Origin of the sequence: Blautia sp. MSK.18.38, assembly GCF_024460535.1 — a bacterium.
Classification (GTDB): domain Bacteria; phylum Bacillota; class Clostridia; order Lachnospirales; family Lachnospiraceae; genus Blautia_A; species Blautia_A fusiformis.
The window spans coordinates 77,709-98,864 of the sequence record NZ_JANFYP010000002.1; the positions used below are offsets into that span (position 1 = coordinate 77,709).

The window sequence follows — 21,156 nt, forward strand, 5'->3', positions numbered from 1 at the left end:
TCCTCATCTTCATCGCACTTAGAATTTCAAGATGTCTAACAGAGTATGATGTCTTATTCTAGTTTTTTCTCTGTTTTTGTCTGATTGCTCTGTATATCCGGACTTTACATAACAATCAGACTCTCTTTCCTTGTTTACGGGTTACATGAAACTTTATTATCCCTTTACATACGGTATCAGTGTAAACTGGAACCGGAATAATACATCATCAAATCGGTACTGCTCCAATACAACTGGACCACAACTATTAGAACCAATGCCATTTAATGCGTAGTCAACACAGAATACTACACTATCTGATTCTATTAATTCATAATTATGCGTTTTCTTCTCAAGTTCTTCCTGTGTATAATAAGAAGCATTGAATGAAAATGCCTTTTCTGCGGATGCCACAATTCCATATCGGCTGTTGTTAAGCTCTACATATTCACAATCATAATGGCTTCCATTTTCCTGTGGACGGATATAGTCCTCATGTAAATCCCCTACATCTGCCCGGTACAAACCGTGGCTCGCAGCCTGATGTTTATCACAATAACTTTCCTGTGGTCCCATTCCAAAGTATCTTACAGCTGAAAGTTTTTTATCCAGGAACATCCTCACACCAAATCTCGGAAGATCCGGGAATTCATCGTCTTTTGTTACTGCAATATCTGCATCAATCTTTCCAGCAGCTTCTATTTTCCATGTAATCGTCACATCAAGAATCTTCTGTACTGTCTCTGCCACAACGGATGCATGGCTTGTAATTTTCACACCATGTTTTCCCTGCACAACCTCTGTCGTATAGGCTCTTGTGTAAGCCTTATCATAGTGGGCTTTCTTCCATTCAGACTTGATGTACATATCGTTATCTGTTGGAGCTCTCCAAATATTTAATTCCATCGGATGGTTCAAGTATTCCCGCCCTGCGAATTTCATCTCTGTAAAGAGTGCAGTACGTTTGTCTATGGTATAAGCAAATTCACGCCCCTTGATATGAATCTGTGTATCATTTTCATTTACCTGTAATTCAGTGTCCACTACTGTTTTTGGTATCCATTTCTCTGCAAGTTTACATTTTGTATCCTCTTTACTTACCTCAATTTCATCAAATCCAAGAATATGGTCTTCATCCAACAGTGGCAATTCTTTTTTCAGATGGTAAATAAGTTTTAAATAACATTTCCCATTCTCTGGAACATTGATCTTCAGGTTTGTTTTTCCTTCCCCGTGTGGTGCCACAGAAAACTCCGGAAGTATGCCTTTGCTGATCACAAGACCATCCTGTGTCAGCTCATAACTAATCTTCACATAATCTTTCAAGTCATCAAAATCCATGTAGTTATGAAGCACCAGTTCTCCGCTTTCTTTGTTATAGGAAATAACTCTTGCCGGGCGATAAACATTCTTGTATTCCAAAAGTCCTGTATGTACCGTTCTGTCCGGATATACTAATCCATCCATACAGAAGTTGCCATCATGAATTTCTTCGCCATGGTCGCCCCCATAAGCATATATAGTCTTTCCATTCTCAGCAGTTCCATGAGCAATCGCATGATCACACCATTCCCAGACAAAGCCGCCGCACATTTTATCATTATCCTGAATCATCTGGAAGTAATCTTCAAAATCTCCAGGTCCGTTTCCCATGCTGTGACAGTACTCTACCAAAAGGAAGGGTTTGCTTCCATCTTTATCCAGATATTCCTGAATTTCGGAAAGCGCTGGGTACATCCGGCTGTACACATCCAGATTGCTGTAATCATATGTTTCATCATAATTACGGTATCTTGCACTCTCATATTGTGTGATACGGTCTGGATCAAAATTCTTTGTCCATTCCAGTGCTTTTTCAAAGTTGCAGCCATAAGCACTCTCATTTCCCATTGACCACATAACAATACAGAAACGGTTTTTGTCACGTTCCACCATGAGTTTTACGCGATCAACGATTGCCTCTTCCCATACCGGATCATCTGCAATCTTCTCATTCCATCGTTTGAACCGATTGTAATCAGTGTCTTCTTTTCTGTAGATCATAAATGGACCATGAGCTTCAATATCTGCTTCATCTATTACCATGAATCCATACTTGTCACACATTTCATAGAAAAATGGTGCGTTCGGATAGTGGCTGGAACGGATCGCATTAAAATTATGCTGCTTCATTAACGTAAGATCGGTTGTAATCTGTTCCGGATTGATTGTAAATCCAGTAACCGGATCAGAATCATGTCGATTGACACCACGGAATTTAATCTTCTGTCCATTTAAATAAATAACCTGGTCTTTAATCTCTATCTTTCTTAATGCAATGTGATCTACTATTACTTCATTCTCTGTTTCAAGAATCAGTTTATATAGATATGGATTTTCTGTATTCCAAAGTTCTGGACTTGCGATTTCTAATACAGCTGTTCCTTCTTCAGCAATACTTCCTAGTGCTACAACTGCTCCGTTTCTATCTTCAATCGAAATTTTTACATTTAACGGAGAGTAGAATTTCATTTCAATTTCTACTTTCGCAAGCATATCCTCAATTCTTGTTTTAATATGATAATCACTGATTGCCTGTTTTGGGCGTTTCAAAATGTACACATCCCGGAAAATACCACTCATACGGAATTTGTCCTGATCTTCCAAATAGGAACCATCACACCACTTCATTACCAACACTGCCACCGTATTCGTTCCATCCTGAAGTACATCGGTAACATCAAACTCACTGGTCATATGCGAAACCTGGCTGTATCCTATGTAAGAGCCATTGATCCATACGTAAAAGCAACTGTCTACTCCTTCAAAGTTCAAAAAAGATTTTGGCGCTTTCTCATCTCTACTGTACTCAAAAGTATGTACATAGGCTCCACACGGAATGTCCTGTGGCACATATGGTGGATCAAACGGAAATGGATACCGGATGTTTGTATACTGATGTGTATCATATCCAGCCATCTGCCATACACTTGGAACCTGAATCTCATCAAAATTTTCTGTATCATAATTCTTCTCAAAGAAAGAATCCTGAATGTCATAGATGCTGTTAAAATACTGGAATTTCCAAGTTCCATTCAATAACTGCATACGATCTGACTCTTCTCTGTGTTCCACCAAGTTATCCATTCTTCTGGATGCCGGAATATAATAGGCTCTGGCTGGCATTGTGTTTTCGTGCAGTACGCTTAGATTTTCATAATAACGTGGTACGATCATAAATAGCTCTCCTCCAATACATATACTTTTTTGTTCTTTGTTTTCCTAAAGCAAACCTTATACTTTACTTTTTGTTTACGTTCCTTAGTTATGTTATATATAGCTTATCCTAATCCGCAAAATATGTCTATGAATTGGATTAGACAAAATATGCACTAAATGATACAATGATAAAAAATACGAAAAGAGGTGCTGTCCTATGTATTTGAACACCGGTTATTTGAACCACTCACATATGGATTTCAAAGACAAAAGTCGTCCGCTGATTGTAGGTAGCTGTGGTACTTACCGTCTTTCCAGACATCCCAAACTTCCGACCTACCGTCCAAAGGGTCGTCTGGATTATCAGATTATATATATCACTGCTGGTTGTGGGCATTTTCATTTTGATAATGTAAATAATGAAACGATTGTTCCAGCCGGCAACATTGTACTGTACAGACCGAAAGAACTCCAAAAATATGAATATTACGGAGAAGATAAGACAGAAGTATACTGGATTCACTTCACAGGAAGCAATGTGAAAAATATCTTACGTCAATATGGGTTTCCAGATAAAGAACGTGTCTTTCAAGTGGGTACATCTAATGAATATGAACAAATTTTCAAACGTATCATTATCGAACTCCAACGCTGTCAAGACAATTATGAGGAAATGCTTGTCCTTTTGCTACGTCATCTTCTGATCAGTTTCCACCGGGAACTGACAAGAGAGCACATATTAAAAAATGAATACCTTGATCATGAGATGGATAATGCTGTTACCTTTTTCAGTGAAAACTACAATCAAAATATCAATATTGATGATTATGCTGCCTCACGAGGCATGAGTGTCAGCTGGTTTATCCGAAATTTCAAAAAATATACCGGTTCTACACCAATGCAATTCATTGTGGGAATCCGCATCAACAATGCTCAGATGTTACTAGAAACAACAACTTATTCCATCAATGAGATTTCTAAGATTGTCGGATATGATAACCAGCTTTATTTCAGTCGGCTTTTTCACAAATTGAAAGGATATTCGCCAAGAGAATACCGAAAAATAAGAAATAGGTTATGAAATCTATAATGTCATAAAAAGTGAACTACTCGGCAACTTAGTTACCAGAGCATCTGAAATCTGGCGGGATACCGCCTTTTTTCAGGGTGCGTCCATGACACCAATACTGCTTGCCTTTCGGCTATACAGCTACTTTTATTACTTCTGGATTTTTTAGTCCGGTTACGGACAGTTCCTTCTGCTTTCCGGATACGGAAAGATATTTCCGCAGGATATTAAATGCGCCTACTGCATCTGCATTGTAGCTTACTCTGTCAGTTATATACATACCCCGTTCTTTTCGGTTTGTTGCTTCTGCATATCTTTTTGATACTTCCGGTGATAACGGACTGCACTGGCTGGTATAGCTTTCCTCCTGTTTTATCAATTGGATCCCATACAGTTTCAGCTTATATCCCAGCATGATATAAAGCCTGTTATATGGCAGTCCGTGAAACTTCTGGTTGACTTTATGCCCCATATCTTTCTCTTTACGGATATTTCGGATATCTCCCACAACCACACAGCGGATATCTTCTTTTCTGCAGTATTCTGCAATCCATCTGGTCACTTTATGAAGATAATCCTTCACTGTATTCTGCTTTTTTCTGTAAAGTCTCTGGATATGTTTCGATGATCCTGGATATCTTATCCCTCTTTCCGATTGCTGCGCATACCAAACAGACTGCACTCTGGCGATCTCTTTATGAAAGTATCTTTCCAATGAAAGATATTTCCTTCCAAGGATAAAAGTCCGGCCATTTCCGGAATCATAACAGGTCATCAGATTATGAAGTCCAGGATCAATAGATAAATAATGTCCATTCTGGGAAAGCTGCTCTGGTCCTTCAATCTCATAGATAACGATAAGGTCACATTTTCCGTTTTCCGGCGGATAGATCCGCAATTGTTTTATATGATCCATGTCCCTGAAAATCTTATTTTCAAGATATAGAAATCTTTCATGGATCCCATAGGTTTCTTCCATATAGATTTTCAGATCCTTTGGCAGAGACAGCCGCAGCTGGTCTGAACCTTTCTCATGCCGGATCCCCATCTGCATGTATGTGACCGGGATATTGTCCTGTTTAAAACGGGGCGGATTTGGATCTTTGATCCCTCCGGTCTTTTTCAGGACATAGAAAGATCTCCATGCTTTGTCCAGCTGCTTGCAGGTCTCCTGTGCTGTCTGTGACGGAAGCTGTCTGTACCACAGATCTCCTTTATGCGCTTTTTTCTGATAATACCAGTCAGGATACTTTTCCAGTCCCAGCTCTTTATAATGATGACGTTCGTAGTTGCAGACATTCCAGAGTTTGGAAGCTGCATAACACATATGCCCTATGATATTGGAATATTCCGGCCGGATCTTTACAGATGTTCTGTGTGACAGCAGCATTCCTCTTCCCCCTTTGGACAGCTATGCAGATAGAAATCTACACTCCACCTTGGTTTAATACGACTTGCTCTGATGCTCAATATAACGGCGGATATTTTCCTCCGATACAGATCCGATCGTTTCCACATAATAGGAATGGTTCCACAGCTCTCCCTTCCATAGCTGGTCTCTTATTTCCGGAAAACGTTCGAACAGTTTTCTGCCGGTGATCCCCTTCAGATACTTGACAATCGCTGTTATGGACAGTTTTGGTGGAGCTGATACAAAACAGTGGACATGATCACCTTCACCACATTCAAATAAATGAACAGTAAAACCTTTATCCTCAGCGATCTGCTGCACCAGTTCCTTTAGGTATTCCTCAATTTCTGGGTTTAATATCTTCCGCCGGTATTTCACCGACCACACCATATGGTAATTAATATTACACACACAAGTCCTGTAATGTATTAGCTTTTCTTTCATACATATAGTATAACATAACAAGTAGAAATGCGCAATAAAAAACGAACATATTTTCGATTGATTATATGCCGGTTACGGCATTAATACCAAGGGATTGGGAGATTATTATATTATTTCAATGTGCAGATATGCACAATCCTGCGCTTTCATCTCGGTAATTGAATTGCCAAGGATTCCCGCTTATTGTCCTAAATATCAAAAAAGGATGCCAACGAATCAAAGCAGATTACGTAACATCCTCTTCTTTTTATTAGTGCTATTTTATAAATTCAACCGAATAGTAATACATGTACTCATTATCTGTATCTATATGCTCCCCTGCAATATCCTGTATTGGCAACGAGCTTAACCCTTTTTCTCCATAAATCAGTGCTGCTAATCCTTGCTCTGTTCCATACTCTATCTTGCATTTGTTTTCAATAGTCGTTGCTGATCTTCCATAATATTCCCTGTTTTTAACTCCCTCCAAAATTGGTATTTCTGTCATATATTTTGAATATTTATCTGCTGCGATGAGCTTTGCAGTAAAATTATCAAAATCCGGTGTAATGACAATCAATCCATTTGTGGAAGATTTCACATCTTCATAGGAAAGTTCCAAAACTTTTTTATGTGAAACTCGTTGTCCAAGCTGATATTCTGACAAGTAAATAGATAACGTTTTAAATGTATCCCTTGAATTGTATCGAAACATCATTGTTCCATCAATTCCTGATAACAATTCAGCAGTTTTCATTTCTATACTATCTGAGTCTACTGCTTCAATATAGTTTTGTGGTTGTCGCAATTTATTACATACGATGGATCCAAAAGTAACCATAGATATTCCCACTACAATAAGAAGCACTATAATGATTGACCAGTTTTTCGATAGCCTGAGGCTGGTCTCCTGTGGGTTGGTATTCGGAGTGTAATTTGAAATGATCCATACGGTTCTCCTTGTTGTTCTGAAATTTGTGGATATGTAAATACTGCCTGTTACTATATGTAAAGAGAGTGCTTTTATCTTTATTATTGTTGCTTTTACAGTATGTCATTCAGCGTAAAAAAGTATAGGGCAACCGAATATTTGTTCTATACTTTTTACTGCACCACACAAAAAGGCAGAGCCTGCTCCACTCAGACTCTGCCTCTCACTTTTTTCTTTTTATACTGCCGTCATTCTTCTACTTTTCTCTCATAAACGATCTCACCGCCAAGAACTGTCATATCCACTTTCGTGGTCTTGATCTCATCCGGATCAATCTTATAAATATCTTTCTCCAGAACTACGAAGTCTGCATTTTTTTCCACTTCGATGGTTCCGTTCTCGTCTTCTGTATAGGAAGCGTAAGCTGCGTTTTTTGTAAAAAGCTTCACCGCCTCATCTACAGACATTTTTTCGGAGGGGATCCAGCCTTCCTGTGGCTGACCGCTGATATTTTTGCGGGTGACTGCAAAATAAATATTCTCCATGGCATCAAAGCTTACCACAGGAGCATCCGAACCGCCGGACGTATGGATTCCCATATCCAGCATGCTCTTCCATGCATACACCTTATCCATACGGTGTGCGCCGATGGCAGGTTCCACTGTGTTCATATCCAGATCGATAAATACCGGCTGGATATATGCCAGAAGATCCTGGTCTTTCATCCCCTGCAAAATACGCGGATTGGTGATCTGGCAATGTACGATACCATGTCTGCCCTTTTTATTATCCTTCCGGTAAAGAGATTTCGCAGCTGCCTCAATGACCATATCCATGGCACGATCGCCGATACAGTGTACCGCTGCCTGCATCTGATGCTGGTCAAAAAAAGCAAACAGATCGTCAAGCTCATCCTGACTGAATGTGATGATCCCGGTATTTCCCGGCGAATCCTCGTAAGGCTCATTCATGGCCGCAGTTCTTGCACCAAGGGAACCATCCTGGATCAGCTTCATTGGTCCGACAGTAAAGTGATCCCCCCTCTGTCCGGTACGATATCCTTCCTCAATAAAAGCCTTCGCATCCTCCGCCCGCTCAAAAAGGCACTGCTCATAATGGCGGATACTCAGCTCCCCTCTGGCATCCAGTGCCTTGTAGGAGGCCATGATCCGACGCCAGTTTTTCCCCGGAAGTGAGGCAAGATCATCGGACTGTACACCTGTAAATCCACATTCATTCAGCTTCTTCGCACTGTATTTGATGTAGCCTTCCACTTCTTCCTGGGATGGTGCTTCCAATACGGAAGAATAAAACTGTACTGCATTTTCCTTCAGAAGTCCGGTATCCAGGTCAACCTCCTTCGCAATCTCCGGGAACTCCGGGATTTTTTTCAGAAGCTCCAGACCGCAGCTGTTGCACACAGCCACATGCCCGCAGACACGCACCATAATGATGGGGATTTCCGTTGAGAGCGCATCCAGCTCATCCTTGTGCGGATAGCGTGGCTTATCAAAATGCTCCTCATTCCAGCCTCTGCAGTAAAGCCAGGTCAGCTTCTGACCTTTGCTCTCCTCCAGTCTTTTTTTTGCTGCGGCAAGCATTTCCTCAACACTTGTACAGTCAAACAGTTTTACAGATCTTTCCACAAATGCATAATGCAGCATATGCATATGTGTATCCACAAAACCGGGCAGCATCAGCCTTCCCTTAAGGTCGATCCGTTTTTTGCAGGAAAAAGCTTCCGCTTCTTTATCAGTTCCCACAAAAACGATCCGACCATTTTCGATTCCCACAGCCTCTGCCACTTTTTCACTGTCATCCAGTGTTCTTATACATCCGTTAAAAAAAATTGTATCCACTGTTTATTTTTCCTCTTTTTCTTTTTTATCCTCGTAGAAAAGTGCCATATCCTTGTCTACCTTTCCAATTCCCATGTAACGCGCCTTGTAATCCTTCAGCAGTTTAAAGAAAGTACCACTTAAGATAAATAATGTGGCAACATTTACAAATGTAGGGAATACGGTTGTAAAGTCTGCAATTACCCACAGCTGCGCCGGTGTTCCGTTTCCGTAAAGAGTAAGCACTGTGACCAGAAGACCCCATAATGGTGTTCCAAGGATAAAAACCTTCTCTGCAATCTTCAGAACCTTCTGATTATTTTTCAGCCAGTGCTTCAGGATCACGCTGTAGTAGGTGAACCATCCGGTTGATGTTGTCAGTCCGAAAAGGAAGATACTGATCGCGATCAGTGCTCTCGCAACAGAGCCCATTCCGGACTCAAATGCTGTCAGTGTCAGCTCTGATCCCTGAAGTCCTGAATTCCAGTAGCCAGTGGTAATAACAACAAGACCTGTCATGGAGCACACTACGATAGTATCTGCAAATACCTCAAATGCTCCCATCAGTCCCTGTTTTACAGGATGATCTGTCTTTGCGGAAGCATGAATCATAGGAGAGGTTCCCCAGCCTGCCTCGTTGCTGTATACGGAACGGGCAAATCCAAGACGCATTGCTGTTGCAACACCGGCTCCCATAAATCCGCCGACTGCCGCCTGTGTTGTAAATGCGCCCTTGAAGATCATTCCAAAGGTTTCCGGCAGTTTGTCAAAATTCACTACCAGTATTGCGAGAGAGCCTACAATGTAAAGCATGCACATGATCGGTGTCATATAGGAAGAGATCACGCCGACTTTCTTTACACCGCCGATGATGATCAGATAAATCGCTGCCACATACAAAAGTGACGGTACGATGTACGGCAGGTGGAAGGTACTTCCGACAGCCTCTGATACTGTATAATTCTGCAAAGTAATGAACCATGTCATGAAAATACAGCCGCCGAACAGTACTGCAAAAAGTTTCCAGAAGGGAAGCTTTTTCTCTCCGCCAAGACCCTTCTGCATGTAGTAGGTCGGGCCTCCCTGGTACTCACCGTTTGGCTGTTTCTCTCTGTAGTATACAGCAAGTGTTACCTCTGCCATCTTGATGACCATGGCAAGAAGCGCCGCGATCCAGAGCCAGAATAATGCCCCAGGTCCTCCTGTTGCAATGGCCGTTGCAACACCGGACATATTGGATACACCAACAGTACCTCCGATCGCAATGGAAATAGCCTGGAACGGTGTCAGGCTCTTTCCGTCATCTCCGCCTTCCTGGCGACGTTCTTTACTGAACATGTTTTTCACAATGTAACCAAAATGGCGAAACTGGAAGAAACCGGAACGTACTGTCAGATATACGCCTGTAGCGAGGATCGTAATCAGCAACGGCAGTCCCCAGAGCCAGTTGGTCAGATTTTCAAATAATTCAAACATCTTTTCCTCTCCTGTCCTTCTTATTTTTTGTCTTTTGCATCCATTCGGAAAATCTGTGTATAGAATATAAAAAATCCCCGGAACATGAAGGCAGATACGGATACCCGGTGTTCCCGACATACAGCTCTTCTGCCATATATCTGCGAGCCCCGTTTCTATCCTCTTTATCCTTCATGCTCTGGGGATCTTACATTTCAGCCCACGAATCTTCCAAACAATGACAGTATATCACAGTTCCGGAGGAATTTCTACTTTTTCTGTTTGAATTTTGTATTTTTATTCATTTTTCGTGAATATTACTATTTTACCGTATGGATTCCGGATACTCCACCCCTTCCGGCATGGAATCCCATTCGTTAAGGCCAAGGCTCTGCTTGAATTTCGCCTGTTCAAGCGTAAGCTTCGGGAGATCATCCTGCAGATAATCCATCAGCTCACTGATGCCTTCCCTGGTCTTGTTATTTACCATGAAGATCCGTTCACAACCCATGTTCTCCATCCACTGTCTGACCATGGGAATGTTGGCATGGGGAGAATCCACCTTGGTGATGATCCCGATCAGCGGCCGTAGTAGAAAATTCCTGCTGCCGTCACTAAACAGGTTAAATGGCTCATTGGCTGCCTGTACAATGGCGATCACATCCGCCTCAAAGGAAAAGCAGGCCAGTCCTACGCTGAAATGCTTGGATTCCGCATATTCTCCCGGTGAATCAATAGTATCTTCATTTGTATTGGTATACTGAGTCTTATGATAATGAAGCTCTTCCCCTTTAAGCGCCTGTGTCAGGGATGTTTTGCCGGCTTCACTTCGACCCATCAGAAAAATTTTTTTCATTTTTTATCCCGTCCTGCCTCAGCTTCTGTGGATCTTACAGACATCGAATTTCAATGTCTCATGGAAAAATCGTACCACTTCCTCCACAGCTGTCATCACTTCCGTAAAACCGCCTGTCAGGATCAGCGTCCCACAGAAACGATCCATAAATCCTACTTCCACATGAGCTGCCTTCACTGCAACATCTGCCGCAACCACGATTGCCTCCCAGGGTGTGACACGGACCATGCCGATGGCATCTCCTCTGTGATCTTCACCTTCATGAACACCGATATGTAACGCAAGATTCTCATAAACAGATTTATCACTTGGTGTAAAAACATGTGCAAAGGAAAGCTCCTTTCCAGGTACTCTCACCCGGGTCAGCCGAAGTCTTCTTCCCTTAAGGTTCTCATAATCATCATGAAACAGCCTCTCCAGCAGTTCTTCCTTCGTTATCCGTTCTTCCATGGTACACTTCCTTATCGCTTGGTGATATTGCATACTACATATCCCAGAGTATCACGGAAATAATCCACGATCTCCTCCATTGCAGTCTGCACATCGGAAATCTCTCCTGTTATGATCAGTGTTCCTGTAAAACGGTCTGCAAATCCAAGATACACATTACCGCTCTTCACAGCAATATCGGATGCGATCACAGCAGACTCGGAAGGTGTCATATTCATGATACCAATTGCAGATGATCCATAGTCCACCTGCGGATTCAGTCCAAGCTTCTGATATATGATAGGTGCCGGACCACCCATGATATGGGCAAATGTGATCTCCTTACCGGCTACGGTTTCCTGTACGATTCTGATCTGATCTCTATGTTCATCCGCCATTGATGATTCCTCGCTTTCAAAAATTTCGTATTACAGCATTTTTTTAATTACTGCTATATTCTTCCCGATTGATCTATAGCACTCTCAGAAATTACTGCATCAAGTTCAGCTGTGCAAAACATAATTTGATGCGTCAGATGTTCTCGACGTACGTAATATTCGATAAGCCGGACTCTGTTCATCCGGCTTATAATTTCCCTACGTTAAATTTTACTATCTGAGCCTCTTAATGTCAATACAATTCTTCGAAAATAAGGCAAAAAACAACGTTAATTGAAATATAAATCCACAGAAAACAACATCTATTTCCACATCAGGATAAAAATCATTCAAAAATCTGCTTAAAACTCAAACACCTTCTTAATACTGTCATAATGTAGGAATTTTCCCTCTGCGGCAAACGCCCGGATCTGCTCCAGGGTTGCAAACATATATCCGTCTGTCTCTTCTGTCTGAAGCTTCAGATCCTTATCCTCCACATCCATGACAAAACGGTACACATCCACAAAGTAATTATCTCCTTCCCCCGGATTCTCTCTTTTATATGTAAAAAGGTATCCGCCCTCTGCCTCACTGGCGTCCAGTCCGGTCTCCTCTTTCACCTCACGGAGTACTGCATCACGGGAAGCCTCTCCTGCCTGGGCTGCACCGCCGGAAACCTCCCACCAGCCCGGAGCCCAGGCCTTTGTCATCACACGTTTGGTAATAAGAAAGGTCTTGTCCGGTCTTGCTACCACGCCCAAAACTGTCAGATGATACTCTCCATCCTTTAAACACCAGTCATTGCGCTTCATAGTTCGTCCTGTCGGTTTCTTATCTGCATCGTAAATATCCCAGAATTCCATTTTATCTATCTCCTGTCTTTTTACAGAACGCGGAAATACAGTCTTACATTTGATCCGTTTCAGCCTGCCCGTTTCTCCGTTTTCTGTATCTTTTTTATTTGTTATGATAACACGTTAAAATCATATATGTAAACCCCTGGATCCGATACCATTTTCCAGTTAGCGCTACCGTTCACTCCGTTCTCAGTAACCAGTTATCCTTCTGCATCTGTTTTTTTCACATTATAAACATGCAAGTACCTGCAGCCTGAAAGATGATATGCAAAAATCTATAGATTATTTTTATTATATCGCTCGTATTATGAATTAGTTTTATAGATTATTCTGTTATATAATTAACACAAACAAACGATTCTATTTAAAATAACCAGGGAGGTTTTTTCAGATGAAGAATGATTATCCGCATATTTTTTCCCCATTAACCGTTAAAAATATGACTATCAAGAACCGTATTGTTATGATGCCGATGGGCACCAACTACGGTGAACAGAACGGCGAAATGAGTTTTCTTCATATCAATTATTATGAGCAGCGTGCAAAGGGTGGCACAGGTCTCATCATCGTAGAGAACGCAAGCATCGATTCCCCGCAGGGCTCCAACGGAACCACACAGCTGCGCATCGATCATGATAACTATCTGCCACGTCTTTTCAAATTCTGTGAAAATATCCACAGATATGGAACAAAGATCGCGATCCAGATCAACCATGCAGGTGCTTCTGCAATTTCTTCCAGAATTAACATGCAGCCGGTTTCCGCATCCGATGTTCCATCCAAGGAAGGCGGCGAGATCCCGCGTCCTCTTTCCAAAGATGAGATCCTTCACATCGTAAAAAAATACGGTGAGGCTGCAAAACGTGCACAGACAGCTGGCTTTGACGCGGTAGAGATCCATGCAGGACACTCCTATCTGATCAGTCAGTTCCTCTCCCCGATCACAAACAAGCGTACCGATGAATTCGGTGGATCTGTTGAGAACCGTACCCGTTTCTGCCGTATGGTCATCGATGAGGTAAGAAAACAGGTAGGACCTTTCTTCCCGATCATGCTCCGTCTCAGTGCGGATGAGCTGATGGAGGGCGGAAATACACTGGAGGATACTCTGGAATACCTGGATTATCTTCAGGAAGAGGTTGATATCTTTGATGTTTCCTGCGGACTTAACGGTTCCATCCAGTACCAGATCGATGCAAATTATCTCCCGGACGGATGGCGTTCCTACATGGCAAAGGCCGTAAGAGAAAAATTCAACAAGCCATGTATCTCCATGGGTAATGTCCGTGACCCGAAGGTTGCTGAGCGTATCCTGGCTGACGGTGATGCAGACCTGATCGGTATGGGCCGTGGTCTGATTGCAGACCCTGCATGGGTAAACAAGGTTGCCACAGGTCATGAGTGTGACCTCCGCAAATGTATCTCCTGTAACGTTGGCTGTGCCGGAAACCGTATCGGTGTAAACCGTCCGATCCGCTGTACTGTAAACCCATCTGTTCTTGAGGGCGATGTATATAAGAAAAAACATGTAAATAAAAACTGCAACGTGGTCGTTATCGGCGGCGGTACTGCCGGACTGGAAGCTGCCTGTACAGCCGCAGAGGTTGGATGCAATACCTTCCTTCTGGAAAAAGGCAATGAGCTTGGCGGACTTGCATCTCTGATTTCAAAGATCCCTGCAAAGAACCGTCTTGCTGATTTCCCGCACTATCTCATGCATCGTGCTGAACAGCTTGATAATCTTTACATCTTCAAAAACACAGAAGGAGCACCGGAAAACATCCGCAAGTTCCATCCGAATATCATCGTAAGCTCCACCGGCTCCGCTCCGCTTCTGCCTCCGATTGCAGGACTAAAGGATCGTATTGACAACGAGAACCATAATATTTATTCTATTCTTGGTATGATCAGCCACATTAATGATTTTCCGAAGGATCTGGAAGGCAAAAAGGTTGTTGTTGTAGGCGGCGGTGCTGTAGGTCTTGATGTTGTGGAATTCTTTGCTGACAGAAACGCAGACATCTCTATCGTTGAGATGATGGATCAGATCGGACGTGATCTTGACCCGGTAAGCAAAAATGACACAAAGACCATGATGAAAAAACACAATGTACATCAGCTTACAAAAACTGCTCTCCTTGAGGTTAAGGATTCTTCCTTCCTTGTCAGGGGCGACGGTGAGCCTTATGAGCTTCCATTTGAGTACGGCTTCGTATGTCTCGGAATGAGAGCTCAGGGACAGCTTTACCAGAACCTCACAGAGGAATTTTCTTCTGAGGATGTTGAGATCATGAACATCGGCGACAGCCAGAGAGCAAGACGAATCATTGACGGTACCCAGGAAGGACGCAATATCCTTACCATTCTTGAGCAGAAGGGATACCTTTAATATTTTTCCGCTATACCCTTTCCGGGAACATTTCAATCCTTCTACCGGAAAGTGTATATAGATCTGTTACAGTTCACTCGGTGATCCGTAACATAGATTTTCCACGTCTTCCTCCCCCGCAGCCGTCCGGAGAATGTCCGCAACTTCTTCAGATCTATGTGGTGGGAGGTTTAAAAAAGACAAATCTTCATCCAGATTTTACCAATGAGAGGAGTTATTACCATGTCAGAAAGAATTACAGGACATACCGAACTGATTGGTCTTATGGCATATCCGATCCGCCACTCCAGCTCTCCTGCCATGCAGAATGAAGCTTTTGCAAAGCTTGGCTATGATTATGCATATCTTGCATTTGAGGTTGGTGCAGACGAGATCGAGGATGCTGTAAAAGCAATCCGTACTCTGAAAATGAGAGGTTCCAACGTTTCCATGCCGAACAAAACTCTGGTAGGCCAGTACCTTGACGAGCTTTCACCGGCAGCAGAAATGTGCGGCGCTGTAAACACCATCGTTAATGATCATGGTCATCTTACAGGCCATATCACAGACGGTATCGGATTTATGGCAGCACTGAAAGACAATAACATCAACGCCATCGGAAAGAAAATGACCATCGTAGGTGCAGGTGGTGCCGCAACTGCTATCGAGATCCAGGCAGCACTTGACGGTGTAGGCGAGATCGTGATCTTCAACCGCAAAGATGAATTCTGGGGCCGTGCAGTATCTACGGTAGAAAAGATCAACACCAGAACTTCAAGCCATGCTATTCTCTATGATCTGGCAGATCTTGACCAGCTGAAAAAAGAAATGGCTGACAGTTATATTTTCGTAAATGCGACAGGTGTTGGAATGAAACCACTGGAAGGTCAGTCCGTTGTTCCGGACAAGTCTTACTTCCGCCCGGAGCTTATCGTTGTTGACGTGCCTTACTCCCCTCTTGAAACTGCTATGCGTTCTATGGCAAAGGAAGTTGGCTGCAAGACAATGAACGGCCTTGGCATGATGCTTTTCCAGGGCTCCGCTGCATTTGAACTGTGGACCGGCGAACCGATGCCGATCGAACATATGAAAGAGATTCTTAACATCAGATACGACGACTAAACTGCTATCTGTTCCTGTCGTATCAGAAAGGACCATTATGAAAACAGTTCAGGTAAGAAATATCACACTCGGAGAGGGAAGACCGAAGATCTGTGTCCCGATCGTGGGACAGACAAAGGATGATATCCTCCTTGAGGCAGAGACCTTCGCAAGGATCCCCGTAGACGTTGTGGAATGGCGTGTTGACTGGTTTGAGGACGTTTTTGACACAGACAAGGTTCTGGATGTGGCAAAAGATCTCCAGACCGTTTTAAAGGACACTCCGATCCTCTTCACCTTCCGTACTGCAAAAGAAGGCGGAGAAAAAGCGATCTCCAACGAAGCTTACAAAGCACTCAACATGGCTGTCGCAAAAAGCGGCTATGTAGATCTCATTGATGTAGAAGCCTTCACAGGTGAGGAGATCGTAAAAAGCATGATCCAGGAAGCACACAGCTATGGCGTAAAGGTCATCGCTTCCAACCATGATTTTGACGCAACTCCTGAGAAGGATGAGATCGTGCGCCGTCTTCGCATGATGCAGGACTATGGCGCAGATATCCCGAAAATGGCTGTTATGCCAAGAAACAAACAGGACGTGCTTACACTCTTAAGTGCCACGCTGGAAATGTCCGAGCAGTTCGCCGACCGCCCGATCATTACCATGTCCATGGCAGGTACCGGTGTTGTCAGCCGTCTCGCCGGCGAAACCTTCGGTTCCGCCCTTACCTTCGGTGCAGCTACCAAAGCTTCCGCACCGGGACAGATCAATGTCAACGAGCTTGCACAGGTTCTTGACATTATCCACAAAAGCCTGTGATCCTGTAACCTCCCATAAAAAGGATCTACGGTAGATTTTTGTAACAGAACGCGAATTATAAACCAGTTTTTAAACCCAATTGATGTAACAAATTTTTGCAATTTTAATCCCATAATAGCAAATCTATTAAAATAATAATTAAAAACAACAAATCTCATGACAAAAAGAAGAAGTGTGCTGACCCATCCAGCACACTTCTTCTTTTTCTTTTTTTATATCTTTGTTATTCCTCTGATCAATTTTTATCCTCGATGGCATTCTCCTCTTTCTTTCTGGGGTCCCAGTTTGAAAGGAAGATATTCAGGCCGAAGCCTACAGCCAGGGCCCATGCGGATGCCCATGCAGTTCCCTGAGTTGCAAGCACCGCTGCCATAACACCTGCGATCATCTTGTCACGGTCTGTTCTGCAGTAATCCATACCGATCCTTGCACAGACAAAGGCCTGAAACATCAGAGTAATGGAGGAACCGACTCCGAAGATCGGACGGAAGAAGCTTACAACCGGAATGATCAGCACACTTAAAAACGTTGCAATACGGAAGGATGCCATACCGCCGATCAGAGACTTCATAGCTTTCTTTCCCTCCTTGTAACGGATGGAAACAGATACTGTCATTCCAACCCATAACGGACCGGAAAGCGGCGGGAACGGGGCAATGACGGAAAGGATCAGGTTCCTGATGCCGCTGACCAGGTTGGAACGGCTGGAATTGAAATCAATGTACTCATCATCTCTGGACTGGCGTGCCTCTGTAACCAGTGTCTCTGTGGTAACAAAATCACCAAATGCGATAACATAGCATACAAGTGCCAGAGGAAGCGCTTTGACAAACATGGAGACCGGCGGGATTCCCACACCAAAGATACTTACCTGTGAGATGATCTCTTTGAACTGCGGGATCTTGATAAAGGTTCCCAGCTCCAAACCAGGCGCATCCAGTTCTCCTACAAGAAGACCTACCACCATGGCGATCAGATACGGGAAAAGGTTTCCATACCTGGCAACAAGATCCAGGAATTTGTTGTTCTTTCTCTTCTCCTGATATTTATCTGAAAAGCTGATCAGGATCAGAAGGCCTACACCGGCAACGATCGCCAGCGGATACTTATGCATGTTGCCGCCCTCTCCCAGCTGTCCTGCCATAACCGTCACCGGCGCAGCAAGAAGGATACCACCCTTAACAGAATTTGGTACTGCATGGACAAATTTATCCGCAAGCTTGGTGATGCCCATAAATATGAACACGAGACCAACCAGCATCTGCAGGGCGATCATTGCCTGGATACGTTCTTTTCCCATAGGGAAGCCTTCCAGGAATACGATCGTCAGCGGAAGGGTCGGTGTGATCCATCCCGGTACAACCGGATCACCAAGTAAGCTGTGTAGCATATACAGCATGGTCTCTATGATCACACAGCTCCATGCCAGCTCATAAGGCAATCCCAGATATTGTTCCAGATAAGGAACCGCCGCCAGTGCCGTAACCCCGAGGATCAGGCCCTGGATAAACTCTACGGACTCAATTTTATAGTGAATAAACGGAAAACGAATCTGAAATGGCCCAAACGGAATGTAGGGCAGTTCGTGTTCTCTTCGCTGTCTTGCTGCACGTGCCATAACGATTCTCCTTTGTCGTTTTTTTTGATAATACATATATAGTATCTTTTATTTTATAAGTTTGTTAATTAACAAACATTTTCAAAAACGGTAAAGTCCAATCCGGGAATCGTTCCCGAATTGGAACTTTGTTTTGCACAGATTCAGTCATCTTTGTCTGTATCCATACAATGATTCACTTTTTTTACTGTAGTCAAACGGATATTCACCCCAAGGGATTTCCTTGATTCAGTCAAGCCTCTTTTCCACGGTTCATCTTAACGAACAGTGCAAGAAGGATTCCTATGAATGTCACTGCCATATTGAGAAGCAGGATCATTCTCGGAGCACTGGTTCCGGCAGTCTTTGTAATGTAGCCGGCCAATGTCAGAATGGTGTAGTTCGCAACGCTGGATGCGATCATGACCATGGATGTTGCAGTTCCCTTGTTTTCCGGGAAGAACTCCGCAGTTGTGGAAACAGCCAGCTGAAGCACACCGCCTGCGCCTGCAAAACCGATCACAAATCCACCGATAAGACAGATTGTCGGATTCTGGATAAAGTAGCAAAGTCCCAGCATGATGAAAGAGATCAGCGGATAAATGATCAGGATATTGATCTCCTTCAGTCCTTTTTTGATAAATACAGAGGAACACAGGATTGCTGCAAAGGTTCCTACTGCATAGAATGACTGGATCTTGGAAGGATCACTTAAGTTATAAAGCTTTCCGAGCTCCTGGTTACAGTTCAGCCACAGCATGAATGTAGAAGAGCTTGTAAATCCGATGAGGATTGCTGCAAGAGCTGCAGGAGTGATCTTTAATTTTGCTTTTTCTTTCTTTACTGTACCTGCTGTATTTCTCTCCGGGAATGGCAGGAACAGGATCAGGATTCCATCGATAAAGATCGCAGCACCTGCAACAATAAAGATGGTTCTGTAGGACATATTCGCCGCTACTACAAATCCGATGAGGAATGGAAGCAGAAACTGGCTGATACACATGGAGAATTTTGTAAACAGGTTCGCTACAGAAGGATTGTTTACATAAATCTCCATACATGTTGGGCTTACGCAGGTGTCCAGGAAGGAGTTTGCGATACCGCCTACAATGGCAAAGGCGTAGGCAACTCCCATAGACGGAGCAAATGCGATTCCCATAAAGTATGCTGCATAACAGATCACGCCGATGATTCCGCTTAATCTGCGTCCGAATTTGTCGGACAGGGGACCGGAAAACGGAAGAGAGATCAGTCTTCCAAGTCCAAGTGCGGCAATTACAGATACTACCATGCTGACATCCATAGTTCCATCACTTAAAGCCTTTGCTCCCCAGTGAGCAGCAAGCTCCGGCTTGTACTGACCCATGATGGAAGCTCCGATTCCATGGATGAAATATGTAAAATACAGCGCGATAGAAGTAATCACTAAATTTTTCTTACCTGTCTGGCTCATTTTTCTTATTTCCCTTCGTTCTCAGCCTGAAATTTCTGGTACTCATCTGTCGGCATCTCAAGACCTGTGTAAAGCTTGTAAGATGCTGCACCCTGCCACAGAAGCATTCCTTTTCCGCCTACCGCAAGCTTCACGCCTGCTTCTTTTGCTTCTTTTACCATCTTTGTCTCGGCCGGATTGTATACGCAGTCAGCAACAACAAGCTCCTTATGGAACATGGATTTATCAACCAGTGTGATGTCATCATGTGGTTTCATTCCTGCAAGTGTTCCGTTCGCGAGGATATCTGCGTTTGCGATCTCTTCTCTCAGTTTGTCCTGGTCGTCAAGGCAATATACGCTTACTTTGCAGTCCGGTACTTCTTTTGCAAGCTTCTCAGCAGTTCCTTTTGCTCTGTCAAGGAATGGATCGTCAGGATTGAAGATCGCGATGGATGCAGCTCCGTCAAGGGCACACTGTACAGTAAGGGCTGTAGCTGCACCGCCTGCTCCGAGGACTACCATCTTTTTACCCTTTACATCAACACCGTGCTCTTTCAGATTGCGGACAAATCCGATACCGTCTGTGATATGTCCAACAAGTTTTCCATCCTCATTTACGATGGTGTTTACAGCGCCGATGATCTTTGCTGCCGGTGAAAGCTCGTCTACACACTGAGCTACTTTGTTCTTGCAAGGCATGGTTACATTGCAGCCTCTCATTTTGAACAGACGCATTGCATCAAGAGCTGCCGGAACCTGATCCTCTTTGATATCAAATGCCATGTAAGCATAATCCAGGTTATGGTACTGGAAGCTGAAGTTGTACATAGCCGGGGATCCGGAATGTCCTACAGGGCTTCCGATCAGTGCAAGTAAACCAGTTGTTCCTTTAATTCTCTGTTCCATTTCTTTTTACCTCCTGCATTTTCCCCTGACAGACACCGGATTATTTTTCTCCGATGTCTGTCGGGCCATCTTTTTAATCTTTATACTGTCCGGTTTATCGGATA

Annotated in this window: 18 protein-coding genes; 4 read left to right on the top strand and 14 right to left on the bottom strand. The window is 43.4% G+C overall.

Annotated features, from left to right (window positions below; all coding sequences use genetic code 11):
- Positions 1-156 precede the first annotated feature (156 nt).
- Positions 157-3,195 (bottom strand): glycoside hydrolase family 2 TIM barrel-domain containing protein, encoded by a 3,039-nt coding sequence (locus NE638_RS01805; protein WP_173745707.1) that lies wholly within the window; start codon positions 3,193-3,195, stop codon positions 157-159.
- 199 nt (positions 3,196-3,394) lie between these two features.
- Here NE638_RS01805 and NE638_RS01810 point away from each other — a divergent pair, with 199 nt between their 5' ends.
- On the top strand, positions 3,395-4,258 hold the full coding sequence (locus NE638_RS01810) for an AraC family transcriptional regulator (RefSeq protein WP_173741623.1): 864 nt from the start codon (positions 3,395-3,397) through the stop codon (positions 4,256-4,258).
- Positions 4,259-4,379: 121 nt separating this feature from the next.
- On the opposite strand, the gene NE638_RS01815 is transcribed toward NE638_RS01810, so the two are convergent.
- The 10 genes from NE638_RS01815 to NE638_RS01860 all read right to left on the bottom strand — a co-directional run bounded on the left by NE638_RS01815 (position 4,380) and on the right by NE638_RS01860 (position 12,832).
- A complete protein-coding gene (locus NE638_RS01815) occupies positions 4,380-5,636 on the bottom strand; it encodes an RNA-guided endonuclease InsQ/TnpB family protein (RefSeq protein ID WP_244092655.1) in 1,257 nt (418 codons plus the stop codon).
- Positions 5,637-5,690: 54 nt separating this feature from the next.
- A complete protein-coding gene (gene tnpA, locus NE638_RS01820; protein WP_173745708.1) occupies positions 5,691-6,101 on the bottom strand; it encodes an IS200/IS605 family transposase in 411 nt (136 codons plus the stop codon).
- Positions 6,102-6,357: 256 nt separating this feature from the next.
- On the bottom strand, positions 6,358-6,921 hold the full coding sequence (locus NE638_RS01825; RefSeq protein ID WP_244092656.1) for a hypothetical protein: 564 nt from the start codon (positions 6,919-6,921) through the stop codon (positions 6,358-6,360).
- Between the two features lie 338 nt (positions 6,922-7,259).
- The gene (locus NE638_RS01830) at positions 7,260-8,870 is read right to left on the bottom strand and encodes an amidohydrolase (RefSeq protein ID WP_173745709.1); all 1,611 of its coding nucleotides are present in this window, start codon (positions 8,868-8,870) and stop codon (positions 7,260-7,262) included.
- 3 nt (positions 8,871-8,873) lie between these two features.
- Positions 8,874-10,325, bottom strand: coding sequence for an alanine/glycine:cation symporter family protein (locus NE638_RS01835; protein ID WP_173745710.1), 1,452 nt, complete (start codon positions 10,323-10,325; stop codon positions 8,874-8,876).
- On the bottom strand, positions 10,318-10,500 hold the full coding sequence (locus tag NE638_RS01840) for a hypothetical protein (protein WP_015527038.1): 183 nt from the start codon (positions 10,498-10,500) through the stop codon (positions 10,318-10,320). The genes NE638_RS01835 and NE638_RS01840 overlap by 8 nt, the downstream gene beginning before the upstream one ends.
- 129 nt (positions 10,501-10,629) lie before the next feature.
- Entirely contained in the window at positions 10,630-11,160 is a 531-nt protein-coding gene (locus NE638_RS01845; RefSeq protein ID WP_021652307.1) for a EutP/PduV family microcompartment system protein, read from the bottom strand.
- 18 nt (positions 11,161-11,178) lie between these two features.
- Complete coding sequence (locus tag NE638_RS01850) at positions 11,179-11,610, bottom strand: BMC domain-containing protein (protein ID WP_015527036.1); 432 nt, start codon at positions 11,608-11,610, stop codon at positions 11,179-11,181.
- A gap of 11 nt (positions 11,611-11,621) precedes the next feature.
- Complete coding sequence (locus tag NE638_RS01855; protein ID WP_015527035.1) at positions 11,622-11,987, bottom strand: BMC domain-containing protein; 366 nt, start codon at positions 11,985-11,987, stop codon at positions 11,622-11,624.
- Between the two features lie 341 nt (positions 11,988-12,328).
- Positions 12,329-12,832: an NUDIX hydrolase gene (locus NE638_RS01860; protein WP_092069605.1), complete on the bottom strand. Its 504-nt coding sequence runs from the start codon at positions 12,830-12,832 to the stop codon at positions 12,329-12,331.
- A gap of 385 nt (positions 12,833-13,217) precedes the next feature.
- Between NE638_RS01860 and NE638_RS01865 the strand changes: the two genes are divergently transcribed.
- The 3 genes from NE638_RS01865 (at position 13,218) to aroD (ending at position 17,115) form a co-directional block, all read left to right on the top strand.
- Positions 13,218-15,215, top strand: a complete 1,998-nt coding sequence (locus tag NE638_RS01865) for an oxidoreductase (RefSeq protein WP_173745711.1) — start codon at positions 13,218-13,220, stop codon at positions 15,213-15,215.
- Positions 15,216-15,437: 222 nt separating this feature from the next.
- Positions 15,438-16,316, top strand: coding sequence for a shikimate dehydrogenase (locus NE638_RS01870; RefSeq protein ID WP_173745712.1), 879 nt, complete (start codon positions 15,438-15,440; stop codon positions 16,314-16,316).
- Positions 16,317-16,353: 37 nt separating this feature from the next.
- Complete coding sequence (aroD, locus tag NE638_RS01875) at positions 16,354-17,115, top strand: type I 3-dehydroquinate dehydratase (RefSeq protein WP_147603348.1); 762 nt, start codon at positions 16,354-16,356, stop codon at positions 17,113-17,115.
- A gap of 235 nt (positions 17,116-17,350) precedes the next feature.
- Here the strand turns inward: aroD and NE638_RS01880 are convergent, their stop codons facing one another.
- The 3 genes from NE638_RS01880 to aroE form a co-directional block, all read right to left on the bottom strand.
- Positions 17,351-18,733, bottom strand: a complete 1,383-nt coding sequence (locus NE638_RS01880) for a hypothetical protein (protein WP_173745713.1) — start codon at positions 18,731-18,733, stop codon at positions 17,351-17,353.
- Between the two features lie 232 nt (positions 18,734-18,965).
- On the bottom strand, positions 18,966-20,165 hold the full coding sequence (locus NE638_RS01885) for an MFS transporter (protein ID WP_173745714.1): 1,200 nt from the start codon (positions 20,163-20,165) through the stop codon (positions 18,966-18,968).
- A gap of 5 nt (positions 20,166-20,170) precedes the next feature.
- Positions 20,171-21,052, bottom strand: a complete 882-nt coding sequence (gene aroE, locus NE638_RS01890; RefSeq protein ID WP_173745715.1) for a shikimate dehydrogenase — start codon at positions 21,050-21,052, stop codon at positions 20,171-20,173.
- Between the last annotated feature and the right edge of the window lie 104 nt (positions 21,053-21,156).

Bases quoted from the DNA above. Each gene is read 5' to 3' on its own strand.
- NE638_RS01805 (WP_173745707.1), bottom strand. From the start codon at position 3,195: ATGATCGTACCACGTTATTATGAAAATCTAAGCGTACTGCACGAAAAC.
- NE638_RS01810 (WP_173741623.1), top strand. From the start codon at position 3,395: ATGTATTTGAACACCGGTTATTTGAACCACTCACATATGGATTTCAAA.
- NE638_RS01815 (WP_244092655.1), bottom strand. From the start codon at position 5,636: ATGCTGCTGTCACACAGAACATCTGTAAAGATCCGGCCGGAATATTCC.
- tnpA (WP_173745708.1), bottom strand. From the start codon at position 6,101: ATGAAAGAAAAGCTAATACATTACAGGACTTGTGTGTGTAATATTAAT.
- NE638_RS01825 (WP_244092656.1), bottom strand. From the start codon at position 6,921: ATGGTTACTTTTGGATCCATCGTATGTAATAAATTGCGACAACCACAA.
- NE638_RS01835 (WP_173745710.1), bottom strand. From the start codon at position 10,325: ATGTTTGAATTATTTGAAAATCTGACCAACTGGCTCTGGGGACTGCCG.
- NE638_RS01840 (WP_015527038.1), bottom strand. From the start codon at position 10,500: ATGAAGGATAAAGAGGATAGAAACGGGGCTCGCAGATATATGGCAGAA.
- NE638_RS01845 (WP_021652307.1), bottom strand. From the start codon at position 11,160: ATGAAAAAAATTTTTCTGATGGGTCGAAGTGAAGCCGGCAAAACATCC.
- NE638_RS01850 (WP_015527036.1), bottom strand. From the start codon at position 11,610: ATGGAAGAACGGATAACGAAGGAAGAACTGCTGGAGAGGCTGTTTCAT.
- NE638_RS01855 (WP_015527035.1), bottom strand. From the start codon at position 11,987: ATGGCGGATGAACATAGAGATCAGATCAGAATCGTACAGGAAACCGTA.
- NE638_RS01860 (WP_092069605.1), bottom strand. From the start codon at position 12,832: ATGGAATTCTGGGATATTTACGATGCAGATAAGAAACCGACAGGACGA.
- NE638_RS01865 (WP_173745711.1), top strand. From the start codon at position 13,218: ATGAAGAATGATTATCCGCATATTTTTTCCCCATTAACCGTTAAAAAT.
- NE638_RS01870 (WP_173745712.1), top strand. From the start codon at position 15,438: ATGTCAGAAAGAATTACAGGACATACCGAACTGATTGGTCTTATGGCA.
- aroD (WP_147603348.1), top strand. From the start codon at position 16,354: ATGAAAACAGTTCAGGTAAGAAATATCACACTCGGAGAGGGAAGACCG.
- NE638_RS01880 (WP_173745713.1), bottom strand. From the start codon at position 18,733: ATGGCACGTGCAGCAAGACAGCGAAGAGAACACGAACTGCCCTACATT.
- NE638_RS01885 (WP_173745714.1), bottom strand. From the start codon at position 20,165: ATGAGCCAGACAGGTAAGAAAAATTTAGTGATTACTTCTATCGCGCTG.
- aroE (WP_173745715.1), bottom strand. From the start codon at position 21,052: ATGGAACAGAGAATTAAAGGAACAACTGGTTTACTTGCACTGATCGGA.